Raw genomic sequence first — 18160 nt, forward strand, 5'->3', positions numbered from 1 at the left:
CCTTTGAAATATTTCAGTAGTTAGTTAATTAAATTCCATTAACCTATATAAATAACTAGTCCAAAAAAAATCTATATGCATATCATGTTATAGTAAAGAATTCAGGAAATCCTAAAAGGAGGCATTTTCATGTTTGAAGATAAATCTAAAATAAACTACCCATATGAATTTACTGAAACTACAACAATCCCGCTAAAAAATCCCATCAATAAAACATACAAAAACGGCTCTGGTACACATACTTTCCCAATAAAAAAACACTATAAAGAACAGGTGTTATATACGGAAAAGATAAATAATAATAAAAATAAATAGCCTTATAACCATTAATCAAATAAGAATCTATATTAGACCTTGCATAGTTATAGGTAATAAATAAATCTTTCTTATACAACTCATGTACTTTTAAAAAGTGCTGATATACAGCGCTTTTTTATACATAGATAATAGAAGAACAAAAAGGTATGGATATTTTCCATACCTTTTTGTTCTTTATTATTTATAAATAAAGTGCTTCCATATTTATTTCACCTAATGGTATTAATAGGCCTTCTAGAAGTCATTGAATTGAATTTATATCCCTTCCAATCCCTACTTTTTATAGGGCGTTATTGCTCGATTATATATTTTTAAATTTACCAAACGCTGTTTCAAAGCAACTTAGTTTTCATAAAATATTTTTTGTTTCCGCTGGAATGGATAGGATTTAATCTCATCTGTATCTAAATTTTCATGAAATAAATGAATGGCTATAATTTGTCTACAATCGTAGGTATGATAATAATATGTTCCAGACTCCATACACATTACGCTTGTATAAATGGTATTATCTAATGCACCCTCTTCTGTTATTACTCCGCCTTTAGGAACCTCGCAATTTGATAAAATATGAAATAGGGCCGATACTCCCTCTTCTTCACCATCTATACCTTGAATGTTTTGTTTACCATATGCTGCTCGTACAAACCTTGATGGCGGGGTGAAATCCCCTGGAAGTCCCATTGAGCCTGAGCCCTGACCAAAAGCACTTAATGGTAAGTTACTCCACTCAGTTGGCGCGAATGGCTGCGATTTAAGGCCTATATATTGTCTTAAATTTTGCAAATGCCAATTAAACTCCGGACTATTCGTCATCACTCCTAGTGGGTTATCATACATTTTTAACCCTTCATTTGTCGGCTCCAGTACAATGCAATCTCCCCATTTATCCGCTAAAATCCAATGTAGTGGTGGCGTAAGTCCTAAATCCGGTAATGGTATATCCAAAAAGGTAAGGCTATCTACAGATTTCTTTAACTCTTTGACAGAATTGAATTGTGTCAGACTCCAAGTCACAAAATCAAATGGAGCCAAATTTGTATTGTTGTCATCTATGCTTTGACTATAAGTAGCGAATCCTGGAAAATAGAGTGTTGCACATGTCATACCTGCTTCATTTACTCCGTCCGCCATAATGATCCTTCCTTGATGATTAATACCCATTCCAACCGTAGCATGTTTCGTATTAATAATTTCACCAGTTATATTATTCCACTGGTAATGTCGAGGAATAATTATTACTTCTTGATTCATATCTAATGTGAAGTCCATCGTTCTTGCAAAAAGGTGCTGACCATTTTTTGTCTGTAATGTCAAACTAGTACACATAAAGAACACCCCATTTTATGGTTTTATCTACACTTTACATAATTCCGATAAGTCTGTAAATTAAAAACCTCTTTCCTTACAAAAAAATTGAGAAAGCACATATAAATTGCAAATGGGTTATCTCTAGTTGATAAATGAATTTTTAAAATATAGTTGCAAAAGAATTATATGAAAAAGGAGCGACTTGTTACTATCGCTCCTTTTTATTTCTCTCTATATTTTATTAAAATAACCAGGAACCATTTTTTCTCTACGAACAGTATCCCTACATAACCCTCTTAAACATCTTCTCCAGCTCATAAGTAGAATGATGCACAAGAATCGGTCTTCCGTGCGGGCATGTGTATGGGTTTGTTGTTGTACGTAGTTCTTCCAGTAAAGCAAATATTTGATCGTTCGTTAAATATTGATTTGCTTTAATGGACGCTTTACAGCTCATCATGATGGCTGCTTCTTCACGTAATTTTTTAATATCAACTTTTTTTAGTTTGACGACTTGTTCCATCATTTCGTCGATAATTTCTGTCTCTTGTCCTTTTGGGAACCACGTTGGATGTGAACGGACGATAAAGGATTGATGACCGAATTGCTCTAAGAACAGTCCAACTTTTTTCAGTTCTTCTAGTTGCTCTTCGACACGTAAAAATTCAGTAAGAGATAAATCGATACGGTATGGTACAAGTAATTCTTGTACTTCTTGCGCTACCCTTCCTACTTTATCACGGAAGTATTCATAATTAATACGTTCCTGTGCGGCATGTTGGTCAATCATATATAAGCCTTTATCATTTTGAGCGAAAATATATGTTCCATGCATTTGTCCAATTGGATAAAGCGGTGGTAAGTCATTACCGTTCATTTCAATCTCTTCTATTTCCTGAACTTCTTCTTCCAATTCCTCTAATTCAAAGTCTTCATCGTTACTGTTCCACGATTTCTCTTCTCGAATCGGTTCTTCCATTATCGGTTTAGTAGATGGCTGCCAACTTTGCTCTTCTCTTACGAGCGACTGTGGTGGTTGCCATTCTTGCTTCGACGGTTGCCACAGTTGTGCTGGCTGTTTCACTGCCAGTGGTTCTTCTCGTTTTTCATCCATGCCCGTCGGTAAAATGATGTCGGGCATAGATGGCTCTTTCGGCTTCGCATGCTCAAACTTGAACTGTTCTTGCACACTTTCATCTTTTTCTTTTTTCTTCGTTGTTACACTTGCATCTGGGATGAGCTGTATTTTTTTAAATGCTGCTTGCAATGTTTCTTCGATAAGTTTTAGCAATTCTTGTTCTTTACTAAAACGAACTTCTAATTTCGCAGGATGTACGTTAACGTCAACAAGCATTGGATCCATTTCAATCGATAAGAAACCGATTGGATATCGTCCGATTGGCAATAATGTATGGTATCCTTGCTGAACTGCTTTCATTAATACGAAATTTCGAACATAACGACCATTTACGATCGTTGACATATAATTTCGAGATGCTCTCGTTACTTCTGGTAATGTTACATAACCTTTAATTGTGAAATCTAAAGATTCAGCTTCAATTGGAATAAGCTTTTTTGCAACTTGAATGCTGTAAATCGATGCAAGTACTTGTCTTACATCACCATTTCCTGATGTGTGAAGCAATTTCTTTTCATTATGAAACAGCTTTAACGATACTTCTGGGTGTGACATTGCGATACGATACACGATATCTGTAATATTCCCAAGCTCTGTATGAATGGTTTTCATATATTTAAGACGCGCTGGTGTATTAAAGAATAAGTTTTGTACTGTAATATCTGTTCCTTTTCGGCTCGCTGTTTTCTCCTGCTTTATAATGTCTCCACCTTTTATCATAAGGTGCGTACCAGGCGCATCACCTATGCTAGTGATTAATTCTAATTCACTAACTGAGGCAATACTCGGCAATGCCTCACCGCGGAAACCGAGTGTTCTAATACGAAACAGATCGTTCTCATCTTTAATTTTGCTCGTTGCATGTCGTTCAAAAGCTACAATACAATCTTCTTCTGCAATGCCATCCCCATTATCAATGATGCGAATTTTTGATAAACCAGCTTCTTCTAAGTGGATTTCAATAGATGTACTATTCGCATCGATAGAATTTTCCACAAGTTCTTTTACGACTGAGGCAGGGCGCTCTACTACTTCCCCTGCAGCAATTAAGTTAGAGAGTTGGTCATCGAGTTTGCGAATTTTCCCCATCTACTTACTCATCCTTTCTTTAACTTTTTCTGCAAGCGATACAGTTCGTTCATCGCTTCTAAAGGTGTCATATCAAGTAAATCAATTTTTTTAATTTGCGTAAGTACTGCCGTTTCTTTTGCATCTAAAACTGGCTTGTCTTGTGTTTTCGAAGACTGTTCTCCACCAAAGAAGGATAGTTGCGATTCTTCCTCAGTCTCTACCTTCGTTTCTTCTATTTCTACTGGTTCTTCTTTTACAACTACAGGTTCTGGAATTACTTCTTGCTCTTGCGCTTTCACTTCCACACGCTTTGGAATAATAATTTCTTCCTGTCCTTCTAGTTGTGCCAACACTTCTTTCGCACGAGCAATCAAGCTATCTGGAAGCTCTGCAAGTTGCGCAACGTGAATTCCGTAACTTTTATCAGCTGCTCCATCTTGAATTTTATGAAGGAATACTACTTTTCCATTCTCTTCAATAGCTGAAACGTGTACATTCTTCAGTTGATCTAAACTTTCTTCTAGCACCGTCAATTCATGATAATGCGTAGAGAATAACGTTTTTGCTCCAATTTGGTCATGAATATGTTCAATGATTGCTTGTGCAAGTGCCATACCATCATACGTAGATGTACCGCGTCCAATTTCATCGAATAAAATTAAACTTCTTTCTGATGCATTTGCAATTGCATTTTTTGCTTCTAACATTTCAACCATAAATGTACTTTGACCTGAAATTAAATCATCCGCTGCACCAATTCTCGTAAAGATTTGATCAAATACAGGTAATACAGCTTCTGTTGCTGGTACGAAACAACCAATCTGTGACATAACAGTTACAAGTGCTAATTGTCTCATATACGTACTTTTACCAGACATGTTCGGTCCTGTAATTAAAAAGACATCCATCTTCTCCGGCATAATACAATCATTCGGTACATACAATTTCCCGTTCAATACTTTTTCAACGACAGGATGACGACCATCTTTAATAAAGATTTCGCGCTTAGTTGTTAAAACAGGTTTTACAAACTGTTCTTCTTCACTAACTGTCGCAAAACTTTGCAGTACGTCTAGTTCACTAATTACTTTCGCTAAATGCTGTAATTTCGGAATAAATACTTTTACTTCTTCACGAAGCGCTGTAAATAAATCGTATTCTAGTTGTACAATTTTTTCTTCTGCTTCTAAGATTAACGTTTCTTTTTCTTTCAGCTCATCTGTTATGAAACGTTCAGCATTAGCAAGCGTTTGTTTACGCTCATAGCGGCCTTCTGGTAATGCTGCAAGATTCGCTTTCGTTACTTCAATGTAGTAGCCGAAAATACGGTTGTACCCAATTTTTAACGATTTAACTCCTGTAATATCACGCTCTCGTTTTTCAAGCTCGGCGATCCACGTTTTTCCGTTTTTACTAACGTAACGATATTGATCAAGCTTGTCATTATAGCCATCTTTAATAATATCTCCATCTTTAATAGAAAGCGGTGGGTTTTCTTGAATACTTCTTCCTAGCAATTCAGTTAAGCTCTCACATGGATCCGCACCTTGAATTAACCTTGCTGCATAAGCATTATCTAACAAACTAATCGCTTCTAAAATAGCTGGTACTTGAAGTAAAGATCGTCTTAACTGTAATAAATCCCGTGCATTCACATTACCAAATGCAACTTTCCCTGCTAAACGTTCTAAATCATATACTTCTTTTAACTTTTCTTTTAAGTCTTCACGTAAAAAGTAATCATTTACAAACGTTTCAACCATTTCTAAACGCTCTTCCACTTTTTCTTTCTGAATAAGTGGACGTTCCATCCACTGTTTTAACATACGACCACCCATAGCTGTTTTCGTTTTATCTAATAGCCATAATAATGATCCTGTTTTTTCTTTCGTTCGAAGTGTTTCTGTCAGCTCTAAATTTCGCTTTGAATGCACATCAATTTTCATAAACTGGTTCGTATAATAAATTTCAACTGGTTGCAAGTGATCTAACGAACGTTTTTGTGTTCTTATTACATAGTTAAATAAACGACCAATTGCTTTAATTAACTTTGCTTGTGAAACATTTTTCACAAGATGTTCTAGCCCTTCTGGAATAGTCGTTGCATCTTCATACGAAATCGTCATTTTTAATGTTTCAGTTAATTTATTTAATTCACCTTTCGAAAATGTAGAATCTACAACAATTTCTTTTGAACCAGTTGCATACACTTCTAATAAAATATCTTCTACTGAACCCGTTAACAACGTTACTGTATTTTGTCCAGTCGTTAAATCATTACAAGCTAAAGCATACGATCCATCTTCAAAATGTGTTAATGCTGCTAAGAAGTTATTTTCTTTCTCATCAATCGTACGCCCTTCCATCATCGTTCCTGGCGTAATGAGTTGTACGACTTCACGGCGCACTACACCTTTAGCTGTTTTTGGATCTTCCACTTGCTCACAAACAGCTACTTTATATCCTTTTTCAACAAGTTGTTCAATATAATTTTTAGCTGCATGATGCGGTACACCACACATCGGTATACGATCACTACTACCACCATCTCGGCTCGTTAATGTAATTTCAAGTTCATGAGCTGCTTTAACCGCATCTTCAAAGAACATTTCATAAAAATCACCTAATCGGAAAAATAAAAAGGCATCTTGATAGTCTGCCTTAACCTTTAAATATTGCTGTATCATAGGGGTATATTGCGTCATACTTATCCTCCATAATTCTTACATAGTAATCAATTTTCATATATGTCACACTTCACGGACATCCATATCTCCTATTTCAGGAGTCTTTCTTCATTATAGCACATTTCATAAGGAATCATGTTCATTCAAGCACTACTTATGTAAAGTAAAAAGCTAGGAAGAACTTCTCCCTAGCTTTCTATTACTCTTCTTCTGCATCAACGATAAAGTTCGGATCTAATTCTTCAAACTCATCATCATCGATTTGGAAATCTTCGTCTGATTCTACACAACCTTCAGGATTTACACTTACACAAATTTTCGTTTCTCCAACTACTTCTGTTACAAATTCACGTTCTACAGTCACAACAATTTTATTACCATTTGGTGATACAAGAGCTTCTAAACAATTTGGTGGCTGAATGACACGAGCAATAATTTCTAAATCATCACCAGAAAAGTTTTTATCACGATACCCAATACTCACTTCATCAGTGTAGTTCACACGTTCTGTTACAACTTCTGTCTTTGTATTACCATCAAATGAATACCAAGTGTTCACATCATAGAAACCTTCGATTTCCACATGCTTTCCATTCTTTCTTGCTTCGTACGAGTGGTTAATTACCCAGCAACCTAAAATACTTGTTGGCTCATTATTCGATTCACATGTATGCGTTGACTTTGTATACTTACGTCCTTTTCCAACCACTGCTTTTGTAATAATCTCTCTAAATTCGGACATTCGTAACCCTCCTCAATCACTATTCACTTAATCATATGCGTGACAATAGCGGAATGTGTCATTCTTTTTTCGAGAAGAACTTACGTTTAACCCACTAAAAAAAGAGATGTCAATTCGACATCTCTTTAACAACCACAATTTCCTTTTTTACTTTCTACCTCTGCGCCCGTTTCACCCTTCAATACATCGCCATTAGTTGAAATTAATATTTCATCTGTAACGTTGTTAGAAATCGTACTGGCAACTAGCTGTAGTAAGTCATTTACATATGTTTGTGAAGATTTAAATTCTTGTACAACTGGAATACTGTCTAACTTATCTTGCAATGCATCAATTTCAGCTTCTACTTTTTTCAAAGCTTCCCATTTCCCGTAATGCTGCAAGTTTACTGCTTGCTTTTGCAGTGCTTTAATTTCATCAATTGCGCGCTTTACATTTTCATTTTTATGAATTTGCGCCTCTGCTTTCTTAAAGAAATCAACTTCTTCTGTTTCAGAAATCATTTTTGCTAATTCTTTCGCTTGCTCAACAATGTCATCTTTCGTATATACTTTCATCTATTATTCCACCTCAATCGGCTCTTCAACTAATTCTCCGTTAAGAGACCAAGTTTTCGCATCCGTTACTTTTACTTTCACAAGCTGACCAATTAAAGATTTTGAAGCGACGAAGTTTACAAGTTTATTCGTACGAGTATAACCTGCGAGTACTTCTGGATTATTTTTACTTTCCCCATCAACTAACACTTCTACAATTTGACCTTTGTAACGATTATTCTTTTCAATTGCCAACGTATTTACTAGTGTATTTAAGCGTTGAAGACGTTCTTTTTTCACTTCCATCGGTACATTATCTTTCATTTTTGCAGCTGGTGTACCTTCGCGCGGTGAATAAATAAAGGTAAAGGCAGTATCAAATCCTACTTCACGATATAACGACATCGTTTCTTCAAATTGCTCATCTGTTTCATTTGGGAAACCGACGATAATATCAGTCGTGAATACCGCGTTTGGAATTGCTTCTTTAATTTTTCTTACAAGCTCTAAATAATGCTCACGTGAATATTTACGCGCCATAATTTTCAGCATCTCTGTGCTTCCAGATTGAACTGGTAAGTGAATATGTTCTACTAAGTTTCCACCTTTTCCAAGCACTTCAATTAAGTGATCATCGAAATCACGTGGGTGACTCGTTGTAAAACGAATACGGGCAATATCAACTTTACGGAGTTCGTCCATTAAATCGCCAAGTCCGTATTCAAAATCTTCAAAGTCTTTACCATATGCATTTACGTTCTGTCCAAGTAACGTAATTTCTTTATAACCATTCGCAGCTAAATGACGAATTTCTTGGATAATGTCTTCTGGACGTCTGCTTCGCTCTTTTCCACGTGTATACGGTACGATACAATATGTACAGAACTTGTCACAGCCATACATAATATTTACCCAAGCTTTAATATCGCCACGGCGTACTTTCGGAAGGTTTTCAATTACATCCCCTTCTTTTGACCAAACTTCAACTACCGTCTCCTTCGAGAACATTGCATCCTTTAGAATGTACGGTAATCTATGAATATTATGCGTTCCAAACACCATATCTACATGCTGATTTTTTTGCATAATTTTATTTACAACAGATTCTTCTTGCGACATACAACCACATACACCAATTAAAAGGTCCGGATTTCTTCGTTTTAATGACTTTAAATGACCTAGTTCACCGAACACTTTATTTTCAGCATTTTCACGAATGGCACAAGTATTTAATAACACTACATCTGCATCTTCAGTTGAAAAGGTTGGTTCATATCCAAGTGCAGTGAAAATACCCGCCATTACTTCTGTATCATGCTCATTCATTTGACAACCATATGTACGAATATAGAACTTTCTTCCTGTACCAAAATCACGAAACTCTTCAGGTAAGCCAAAATCCCGTTCAATTTTAACTTCTTCTTTCCCTCGTTTTTTCGCGTCTTTTAAGGAAGGTGGTTGGTATACACTTTCAAAGTATTTACTATAATCTTTCTCTTCTTTTTTCGTAGAGGAATTTGCTTGTTGACTTGCTAATCGTTGTTGCTCGTTCATCGGTAATCTCCTTTCACCCTTAACTATACACACTCTATAGTCCATTTTAATGCGCTTTGACTCACTTCAAAAATGGTTAGATAGCTTGAGAGATAACTTGTCCTTTGAAACTTGAGTAGTCAATCTAATCATTCATAAAAATGAAGTCTTCCCCACACACAAATAGACATTCCCTTTTAACATTTCTTTTTGGCCTACCCAAAAGCATATTGCTTTATCCTTATAAACATTACCATAGTATGAAGCGTTTCGCCAATTTTAACAAGAAAGATGCTCTGTTTGGATCTTACATTTCATAAGCAATGAACTCACCATTTTCATACAACGATTTATATATTATTTTACCATTCTGAATTTTCTAAGTAAATAAGACTATCCTATATTTTCTCATAAAAAAAGGCTGCCACATGGCAACCTCCTCTTCTTATATTACATAAATTCAGCAACAAGTTCATTAAACATTTTCTGATCCATATTTAAATCAGCTTGCACTAAAGGCTTCTCGCTATATCCTTTTACAAGTTCTTGGTATGAAGGTTGCGCTGTATTTTGATAAATTAAACCTGTTACTAATCCATTATTTTCCATTAACGTTTGCATAGCCATCATGCGATTAGACGGATCATATCCCTCTACTGTACTTAGTTTTGTTAAATTCTCTTTAAACCAATCGTAAGTATTTACTTTATTGTAAGTAACACATGGGCTGTATACGTTAATTAATGAAAATCCTTTATGGTTAATACCAGCTTCAATAATTTGTGTTAATTCTTTTAAATCACTTGAAAAGCTTTGCGCCACAAATGTCGCACCAGCTGTTAAAGCCATTTCCATAACATTTAGTGATGGCTCAATTGAACCTTGTGGTGTGCTCTTCGTTTTAAATCCAGCTTCACTACGTGGTGAAGTTTGCCCTTTTGTTAATCCGTAAATTTGGTTATCCATTACGATGTACGTAATGTCGATGTTACGACGAATAGAATGGATTGTATGTCCCATACCAATCGCAAATCCATCACCATCGCCACCTGATGCGATAACTGTTAAATCACGGTTTGCCATTTTTACACCTTGTGCAATTGGAAGGGCACGACCATGAATACTATGCACACCGTATGAATTAATATAACCTGAAATACGACCTGAACAGCCGATACCAGAAATAACAGCAAGTTCATCTGGATTTAAGCCAACGTTAGCTGCCGCACGTTGAATTGCAGCTTGCACCGAGAAGTCTCCGCAACCTGGGCACCAGTTTGGTTTTACACTGTTACGAAAGTCCTTAAATGTTGCCATTTAATACAACCCCTTTTTTGCATTCGTTGTAAATCTCTTTCGGCAAGAATGGGTTCCCATCATATTTTAAAAGACTAGAAATTTTCTCACCGTTACCAAGATTCATTTTCATAATGTTAGCAAGCTGACCTGTTGCGTTGTTTTCTACCACTACAACACGCTTCGCATTTTTCACAAGTGGATCGATTTCAGCTGTTGGGAACGGGTGAATTAAACGCACATGAGCATGGTTTACTTTCATACCCTCTTGTTCTAAGCGCTCCATTGCTTCTTCGATCGCACCACGAGTTGAGTTAAATCCAACAAGCAATACGTCTGCTTCTTCATGCTTAACATTTTTATAGACAGGGGTATTAAACTTCAAGTTCTCCATCTTACGGAAACGTTTGTCCATTTGATCTTTACGGTTTATTGCTGATTCAGATGGTTTACCAGTTTCATCATGTTCTACACCTGTAACATGGTGAACACCATTTTTCATACCAGGTAAAACACGTGGTGAAACGCCATCTTCTGTTACTTCATAACGCTTGAAGTATGCTTTATTTTCACGTTCTGGTAATTCCGCTTCTAAATCCAGCTTACCGCGACGAATTTCTACTTTATCTAACGTAAGTGGTTCTACCGTTTGTTTCCCTAAAGAAAGCTGTAAATCCGTTAAGAAAATAACAGGAACTTGATATTCTTCAGCTAGGTTAAATGCTTCTACAATATCATAGAAAGCTTCTTCAACTGTACTTGGCGCCATTACGATTTTTGGAATCTCACCGTGCGTACCGTAAATCATCGCCATTAAATCAGACTGTTCTTGTTTCGTTGGTAATCCTGTACTTGGACCACCACGTTGTGTATCAACAATTACTAATGGTGTTTCTGTAATACCTGCTAAACCAATCGCTTCCATCATTAAAGATAGGCCCGGACCAGCAGATGCAGTTAATGTACGAACACCAGCATAATTTGCACCGATTGCCATTGTACAAGCTGCGATTTCATCCTCAGTTTGGATTACTGTCCCGCCAACTTTTGGCAATTTTTTAATTAAGTATTCCATAATTTCAGATGCAGGTGTAATTGGATATGCAGACATAAAGCGAGCACCACCAGCTACCGCACCAAATGCGATTGCATCGTTTCCAATCATAAACATGCGTTTCTTACCATCAGCTTTTTCAAGCTGCATCATGTTTACTTTCTCACCTAGCAATTCTTTCATATATTGAGAGCCGCGCTTAATTGCGTCCATATTCTTTTGAACAACTTGCTCTCCTTTACGACCAAAGATTTCTTCAACAACATCTAAATAAGCTGTTTCATCTAATCCTAATACCGCACTTGATGCCCCAACAGCAACCATGTTTTTCATTAATGATGTGCCTAATTCTGAAGCAATATCTGTAAACGGTATCACATATAGATTTACATCTGTATTATCAGGTATTGTTGGATTAAACTTCGCATCCGCAACTACAATTCCACCTGGACGTAGTTCGTGGAAGTTAAAATCAATTGTTTCTTGATCAAAAGCAATTAAAATATCTAAATCATCTGAGATCGAGCGTACTTCTGTTGTACTTACACGAATTTTATTATTTGTATGGCCGCCTTTAATACGTGATGAGAAGTGGCGGTAACCGTATAGGTAATATCCTAATCGGTTTAATGCAATACAGAAGATTTCTCCTGTACTTTCAATTCCTTCACCTTGTTGGCCTCCAACTTTCCATGAAAGTTGACTAATCATCTCCTACACCCCTTTTGGCTGCATTCATTGTAGTGTATTTTTTTACAGTAATAGTTTAGCATTTTTTATACAAATAAACTACAACGGACGCAAATTATGCCTCTTCTGATTTCCCTGAATCTTTAGTATAAAGCTATTTTGTTTTTCATTCTAGTATTAGGTCTTAAAAAAAGCAATAATATCAAATGAATTAATTCTAATTTTTCTGGATTTTTAAAACAAAAATCTCAAAAACTTATATGTTCAACAAAATTATCATATAAAAATCGCTCTACAGTAGATGCAGCATAGTGTTTACAAAGCTCATTCATTACATTTTCATAATCTCGATACGCTGATACATTTACAACCGTTTCTAAAATCCCATCAAAATCTGAACCAAATCCTATATTGTTCTCTCCACCTAAAGAACAAATATATTCGATATGTTTTACTATATCTGCTATATTCGCTTGTTTTTCATTTGTTAGAAACTGCGGTACAAAAGTGACACCTATCATGCCATTTCGCTTTATAAGAGCTTTAAGTTGTTCATCGTTTAAATTACGTGGATGCTGACAAATTTTCATACAGTTTGAGTGGGAAGCAATAAGATTTTTTGCACTTTCTACAACATCCCAAAAACTTCTTTCATTCAGATGAGACACATCAGTCCATGCATGTAACGTATTAAGTTCTTGTACAACTTCTTTACCGAAAGTCGTTAAACCTGCCCCACGTGTCTCTAGCGCACCGTCAGCTAATAGATTGGCATAATTCCATGTTAGTCCAAAAGAACGTACTCCTAGGCGATACAACAACCGTAATTTCATTGCATCTCTTCCAATTGCTTCGCATCCTTCTAGTGTTAATATCGCTCCAATCTCGTCCTGTTTTAACATGTTAATATCATCTTTTGTCTGAATAAACTTCACACCCGGCAATGATAAAATTTCATTATAAAAAATATCTACCATTTGTAATGCTACTTCAAATCGGTTTTCATATGCCACTGTTTCTGGCACATATATAGCAAAACATTGTATACTTTCTTTTCTTCTCTTTAATTGTTCAAATGTAATATGTAATTGCGGATCATGTTTAAAATTCTTTTTCCCTTGTGCACTCCATAACTGAAGAAGCACATCACAATGAGCATCAAAAATTTTCATTTTCATTCCTCCATTATAAAAACAACCTGTTTGCATACTGCAAACAGGTTGTTTAAGCTTAACGAGGTTCTACAATTAATTTTATTGCTGTACGTTCTTCCCCATCAATCATAATATCCGTAAACGCTGGGATACAAATCAGGTCCAAACCACTAGGCGCTACAAATCCTCTTGCAATTGCTACTGCCTTTACCGCTTGGTTCAATGCACCTGCACCAATGGCTTGAATTTCTGCTGTTCCGCGTTCGCGAATAACACCTGCAAGTGCACCAGCTACAGAATTAGGGACCGACGTTGCTTTAACTTTTAATATTTCCATTCCGCGTTTCCTCCTCGTTTCTATAAAAAGTATTAGCAATTATTTCACTTTAACTTATATTCACGAGGAATGACGCGTATTCCTGCTAAATTTCTGTAATTTTTCTAAAAAATTAAAAAATAATAACTTTTCTAGATTTTACCCAGGAATTACTCAAAAAATGGTTGATCATCATTAATTAAGATACGCTGAATTTTCTTAGCTTTTCCTGTATTAGGATCCACATCAACTAGCACTGCACTTAATTGTGTTCTACCACTTGTCACTTCAAATCGTACTGGTAAGTTTGTTAAAAACTTCTTCAATACCGCTTCTCGGTCCATACCTAAAATCCCATCGTAAGGCCCTGTCATACCAACATCTGTGATATATGCCGTTCCGCTTGGTAAAATACGATTATCTGCTGTAGGAACATGTGTATGTGTACCTACTACCGCTGTAGCACGACCATCTACATACCAACCTAACGCTTGTTTTTCACTTGTAGTTTCCGCATGAAAATCAATAAAGATAATATTCGTACGTTTTTTTGCAATGTTAATTAATTCATCCACTTTACGGAATGGGCAATCAATTGGAGGAAGGAATGTACGTCCTTGTAAGTTAATAACTGCAACTTCTGTTCCATTACAGTTCACAAAGATAAGCCCTTTTCCTGGAGTCCCTTCTGGGAAGTTAGCTGGTCTTGCAAGATATTTTGCATCATCAATAAATTCAAATACTTCACGGTTATCCCAAGCGTGGTTTCCAAGTGTAACCGCTTGTGCCCCGCATTCTAAAAAGTTTCGATATATTTTTTCCGTAATTCCACGTCCACCTGCTGCATTTTCTCCATTAATAATGGTTACTGTAGGTGTATATTTTTTCTTTAATGCCGGTACGTATTGTTGAATCATACCTCTACCAGGAGATCCTACTACATCCCCAACAAATAATATTCTCATATGTCTTACCCTTCCTATGTACTACATTTTTTATTACTATAGCTTCAAGTGATCCCCTTACAATATATGTATGATAAGTTTGTTTCACTTGTATGCTAATTTCCTTTATTTTAACCAATTCCAACACAAAAAAATAAAGTGGTGTTTCACCACTTTATTTTGCGTATTCCACTGCACGTGTTTCACGAATAACAGTTACTTTAATATGTCCTGGGTAATCCAGTTCATTTTCAATACGTTTTCGAATATCACGAGCTAAACGATGAGCTTCTAAATCATCAATTGTATCTGGTTTTACCAGAATACGAACTTCTCGTCCTGCTTGAATTGCGAAAGATTTTTCTACGCCTTCATAAGACTCTGAAATCTCTTCTAACTTTTCAAGACGACGAATATAGTTCTCAAGCGTTTCACTACGAGCTCCAGGTCTTGCAGCTGATAATGCATCTGCTGCTGCAACTAAAACTGCAATGATAGAAGTTGGTTCTGTGTCCCCATGGTGAGATGCAATACTGTTTATAACTACAGGATGCTCTTTATACTTCGTTGCGAGTTCGACACCAATTTCAACGTGGCTACCTTCTACTTCATGGTCAATCGCTTTACCGATATCATGTAATAGACCAGCACGTCTTGCTAGTTTTTCATCCTCACCAAGCTCTGCTGCCATAAGTCCAGTTAAATATGCAACTTCCATAGAGTGTTTTAAGACGTTTTGTCCGTAACTTGTACGGTACTTTAAACGACCTAAAATCTTAATTAAATCTGGATGTAAACCGTGAACACCCACCTCAAACGTTGTTTGCTCTCCGACTTCGCGAATATACTCGTCCACTTCACGTCTTGATTTTTCGACCATTTCTTCAATACGTGCTGGGTGAATACGTCCGTCCTGTACTAGTTTATCAAGAGCGATACGAGCTGTTTCACGACGAATTGGATCGAATCCAGAAAGGATAACCGCTTCTGGTGTATCATCGATAATTAGGTCAATACCTGTTAACGTCTCTAACGTACGAATATTTCGACCTTCACGTCCGATAATACGTCCCTTCATTTCGTCATTTGGAAGATTTACAACCGAAACGGTTGTTTCAGCAACATGATCAGCTGCACATCTTTGCATTGCAAGAGATAAGATTTCTTTTGCTTTCTTATCCGCTTCTTCTTTCGCACGAACTTCACTTTCTTTTACCATTACGGCAATTTCATGAGAAACTTCACTTTCTACTTTACCAAGAATAATTGCTTTCGCTTGTTCGCGTGTCAGATTGGAAATGCGCTCTAATTCTGTTTGTTGCTTTTGAACTAACTCTCCCACTTTGCTTTCCAACTCTTCAATCTGTTGTTGTCTCGCTACAAGAGAATCCTCTTTCTTTTCTAACTGTAGCTCGCGTTTATCGAGCGTTTCGTCTTTACGATCAAGGTTCTCTTCTTTTTGCATTAAACGATTTTCTTGTTTTTGTAATTCGCTTCTACGGTCACGAATTTCTAATTCAGCTTCTGTACGAAGTGTATGAATTTCATCCTTTGCTTCTAAAAGCGCTTCTTTCTTAAGTGCTTCAGCCTCACGATTCGCTTCGTCTATAATACGTTTCGCTTCATTAGCTGCACCATTAATCTTCGCTTCAGCAATAGACTTTCGAACAAAAAAGCCAACAACTGCACCGACTGTTGCAAGCAAAATGGAGATGAGTATCCAAACTGTAGTACTACTCATGATTTCACCTCCCCTTGCTATGAATGAAAAAAGACTGTCGGCATGTACATTGAATACCAACATACAGCAAAGACCGTCGCCCCACTTTTTTAAGGGACTTTCTTCATTTCACAATTAAAATGTCATATTATTATTTCGGCAAGATTTAAGTCTTACTCCGAATATTACTTCTCTTCTTGAGAAGAGTGTTTCGTATATAAGAAAAAATATACATTCTCATTGTATCTATCGCAATTTTCATTGTCAAGCGTTGTCTACTTTTACTTTCTTTACCTTCAGCCCTAATTCATATATGAATTTAAAAAGCAGACCGCATATTATCCTGGAAAACCTTAGTAAATTCCAGTTTATTCATATAAAACATGCATATATTCCTCTTTATGCATAGCCTTTTAGTTAAATTAAATATTTTATTTCCAACGATATACAACGCTTTCATAATAATTAAAAATAAAAGACACGGTCCCGTGTCTTTTATTTTTAATCTTGAAGATTTGAATCTTCCGTGTCTTCCACACCAGAGTCTTCACCAATTCCGTGATGATCACGAACAAAGAAGGCAATTTCTTCTCTTAAATCCGTATTCTCTTTTAAGAATTGCTTCGAATTTTCACGACCTTGTCCTAAACGCTCTTCATTATAAGAGTACCAAGCACCACTCTTTTGAACGATATCAAGTTCAGAAGCCATATCTAAGATTTCACCTTCTCTTGAAATACCTTCTCCGTACATAATATCAACTTCAGCAACACGGAATGGTGGTGCTACTTTATTCTTAACTACTTTTACTTTCGTTTTATTACCAACGATGTCGTTACCTTGCTTTAATTGCTCCGCACGACGTACTTCAAGACGAACTGTTGAATAGAATTTCAACGCACGACCACCTGGAGTTGTTTCTGGGTTCCCGAACATAACCCCAACTTTTTCACGAATTTGGTTAATAAAGATTGCGATTGTTTTTGATTTATTAATTGCACCTGAAAGTTTACGAAGTGCTTGAGACATTAAACGAGCTTGTAAACCTACGTGTGAGTCACCCATGTCTCCTTCAATCTCAGCTTTCGGTACAAGAGCTGCTACAGAGTCAATTACGATAATATCAACCGCACCACTTCGTACAAGTGCTTCTGCGATTTCTAAACCTTGCTCCCCTGTATCAGGTTGTGATAATAGTAATTCATCTATGTTAACACCTAATTTTTGTGCATATACAGGATCCATCGCATGCTCCGCATCAATGAACGCTGCTTGTCCACCTTGACGCTGTACTTCAGCGATTGCGTGTAATGAAACTGTTGTTTTACCTGAACTTTCAGGTCCGTAAATTTCAATAATACGGCCGCGTGGGTATCCGCCTACCCCTAGTGCCACATCAAGTGCTAAAGAACCACTTGAAATTGTAGAAACTCTACGCTCCGCTTGTTCTCCTAATTTCATAATTGAACCTTTACCGAATTGCTTCTCTATTTGTTTTAACGCCATATCTAATGCCGCTTGACGATCACTCATTCAAAATTCCTCCTTAACTGAATTGCTAATCTTATTATACCTATTTTCAATTCAATTTGCCAACAAAAATCGAACATTTATTCGATTTTTTTATTTTCCATTAAATAAAACTGCATT

14 protein-coding genes are annotated in these 18160 nt (G+C 36.4%); 1 reads left to right on the forward strand and 13 read right to left on the reverse strand.

The window, feature by feature from the left end; translation table 11 throughout:
• The first annotated feature begins 129 nt into the window (after positions 1–129).
• On the forward strand, positions 130–315 hold the full coding sequence (locus ACXVYO_RS06050) for a hypothetical protein (protein WP_000461131.1): 186 nt from the start codon (positions 130–132) through the stop codon (positions 313–315).
• A gap of 345 nt (positions 316–660) precedes the next feature.
• Here ACXVYO_RS06050 and ACXVYO_RS06055 read toward each other — a convergent pair whose 3' ends face one another.
• The 13 genes from ACXVYO_RS06055 to recA all read right to left on the reverse strand — a co-directional run bounded on the left by ACXVYO_RS06055 (position 661) and on the right by recA (position 18043).
• A complete protein-coding gene (locus tag ACXVYO_RS06055; RefSeq protein WP_458466316.1) occupies positions 661–1647 on the reverse strand; it encodes a choloylglycine hydrolase family protein in 987 nt (328 codons plus the stop codon).
• A gap of 265 nt (positions 1648–1912) precedes the next feature.
• Positions 1913–3856, reverse strand: a complete 1944-nt coding sequence (gene mutL / locus ACXVYO_RS06060) for a DNA mismatch repair endonuclease MutL (protein WP_458466317.1) — start codon at positions 3854–3856, stop codon at positions 1913–1915.
• A gap of 8 nt (positions 3857–3864) precedes the next feature.
• Positions 3865–6543 carry a DNA mismatch repair protein MutS gene (gene mutS, locus ACXVYO_RS06065; protein ID WP_458466318.1) on the reverse strand — a complete coding sequence of 893 codons (2679 nt, stop codon included), beginning with the start codon at positions 6541–6543 and terminating at the stop codon, positions 3865–3867.
• 181 nt (positions 6544–6724) lie between these two features.
• A complete protein-coding gene (gene cotE, locus ACXVYO_RS06070; RefSeq protein ID WP_001288800.1) occupies positions 6725–7267 on the reverse strand; it encodes an outer spore coat protein CotE in 543 nt (180 codons plus the stop codon).
• A gap of 125 nt (positions 7268–7392) precedes the next feature.
• Positions 7393–7824 (reverse strand): RicAFT regulatory complex protein RicA family protein, encoded by a 432-nt coding sequence (locus tag ACXVYO_RS06075; RefSeq protein WP_000870464.1) that lies wholly within the window; start codon positions 7822–7824, stop codon positions 7393–7395.
• Positions 7825–7827: 3 nt separating this feature from the next.
• A complete protein-coding gene (gene miaB / locus ACXVYO_RS06080) occupies positions 7828–9357 on the reverse strand; it encodes a tRNA (N6-isopentenyl adenosine(37)-C2)-methylthiotransferase MiaB (protein WP_458466319.1) in 1530 nt (509 codons plus the stop codon).
• 429 nt (positions 9358–9786) lie between these two features.
• Entirely contained in the window at positions 9787–10653 is an 867-nt protein-coding gene (locus ACXVYO_RS06085) for a 2-oxoacid:ferredoxin oxidoreductase subunit beta (protein WP_458466320.1), read from the reverse strand.
• Positions 10640–12397, reverse strand: a complete 1758-nt coding sequence (locus ACXVYO_RS06090) for a 2-oxoacid:acceptor oxidoreductase subunit alpha (protein WP_458466321.1) — start codon at positions 12395–12397, stop codon at positions 10640–10642. Before ACXVYO_RS06090 ends, ACXVYO_RS06085 begins: the two co-directional genes overlap by 14 nt.
• Positions 12398–12624: 227 nt before the next feature.
• Complete coding sequence (locus tag ACXVYO_RS06095; RefSeq protein ID WP_458466322.1) at positions 12625–13548, reverse strand: dipeptidase; 924 nt, start codon at positions 13546–13548, stop codon at positions 12625–12627.
• Between the two features lie 58 nt (positions 13549–13606).
• Positions 13607–13867 carry a stage V sporulation protein SpoVS gene (gene spoVS, locus ACXVYO_RS06100; RefSeq protein ID WP_000404341.1) on the reverse strand — a complete coding sequence of 87 codons (261 nt, stop codon included), beginning with the start codon at positions 13865–13867 and terminating at the stop codon, positions 13607–13609.
• Positions 13868–14016: 149 nt separating this feature from the next.
• Complete coding sequence (locus ACXVYO_RS06105) at positions 14017–14811, reverse strand: TIGR00282 family metallophosphoesterase (protein ID WP_001221093.1); 795 nt, start codon at positions 14809–14811, stop codon at positions 14017–14019.
• A 154-nt stretch (positions 14812–14965) separates the two neighbouring features.
• Entirely contained in the window at positions 14966–16531 is a 1566-nt protein-coding gene (rny, locus tag ACXVYO_RS06110) for a ribonuclease Y (RefSeq protein WP_016086643.1), read from the reverse strand.
• Between the two features lie 480 nt (positions 16532–17011).
• Positions 17012–18043, reverse strand: coding sequence for a recombinase RecA (gene recA / locus ACXVYO_RS06115; RefSeq protein ID WP_063260397.1), 1032 nt, complete (start codon positions 18041–18043; stop codon positions 17012–17014).
• Positions 18044–18160: the final 117 nt, after the last annotated feature.

The organism is Bacillus sp. BC08, assembly GCF_054326875.1.

Bases quoted from the DNA above. Each gene is read 5' to 3' on its own strand.
- ACXVYO_RS06075 (WP_000870464.1), bottom strand. From the start codon at position 7,824: ATGAAAGTATATACGAAAGATGACATTGTTGAGCAAGCGAAAGAATTA.
- rny (WP_016086643.1), bottom strand. From the start codon at position 16,531: ATGAGTAGTACTACAGTTTGGATACTCATCTCCATTTTGCTTGCAACA.
- ACXVYO_RS06050 (WP_000461131.1), top strand. From the start codon at position 130: ATGTTTGAAGATAAATCTAAAATAAACTACCCATATGAATTTACTGAA.
- ACXVYO_RS06095 (WP_458466322.1), bottom strand. From the start codon at position 13,548: ATGAAAATTTTTGATGCTCATTGTGATGTGCTTCTTCAGTTATGGAGT.
- mutL (WP_458466317.1), bottom strand. From the start codon at position 3,856: ATGGGGAAAATTCGCAAACTCGATGACCAACTCTCTAACTTAATTGCT.
- ACXVYO_RS06055 (WP_458466316.1), bottom strand. From the start codon at position 1,647: ATGTGTACTAGTTTGACATTACAGACAAAAAATGGTCAGCACCTTTTT.
- miaB (WP_458466319.1), bottom strand. From the start codon at position 9,357: ATGAACGAGCAACAACGATTAGCAAGTCAACAAGCAAATTCCTCTACG.
- ACXVYO_RS06085 (WP_458466320.1), bottom strand. From the start codon at position 10,653: ATGGCAACATTTAAGGACTTTCGTAACAGTGTAAAACCAAACTGGTGC.
- cotE (WP_001288800.1), bottom strand. From the start codon at position 7,267: ATGTCCGAATTTAGAGAGATTATTACAAAAGCAGTGGTTGGAAAAGGA.
- recA (WP_063260397.1), bottom strand. From the start codon at position 18,043: ATGAGTGATCGTCAAGCGGCATTAGATATGGCGTTAAAACAAATAGAG.
- spoVS (WP_000404341.1), bottom strand. From the start codon at position 13,867: ATGGAAATATTAAAAGTTAAAGCAACGTCGGTCCCTAATTCTGTAGCT.
- mutS (WP_458466318.1), bottom strand. From the start codon at position 6,543: ATGACGCAATATACCCCTATGATACAGCAATATTTAAAGGTTAAGGCA.
- ACXVYO_RS06105 (WP_001221093.1), bottom strand. From the start codon at position 14,811: ATGAGAATATTATTTGTTGGGGATGTAGTAGGATCTCCTGGTAGAGGT.
- ACXVYO_RS06090 (WP_458466321.1), bottom strand. From the start codon at position 12,397: ATGATTAGTCAACTTTCATGGAAAGTTGGAGGCCAACAAGGTGAAGGA.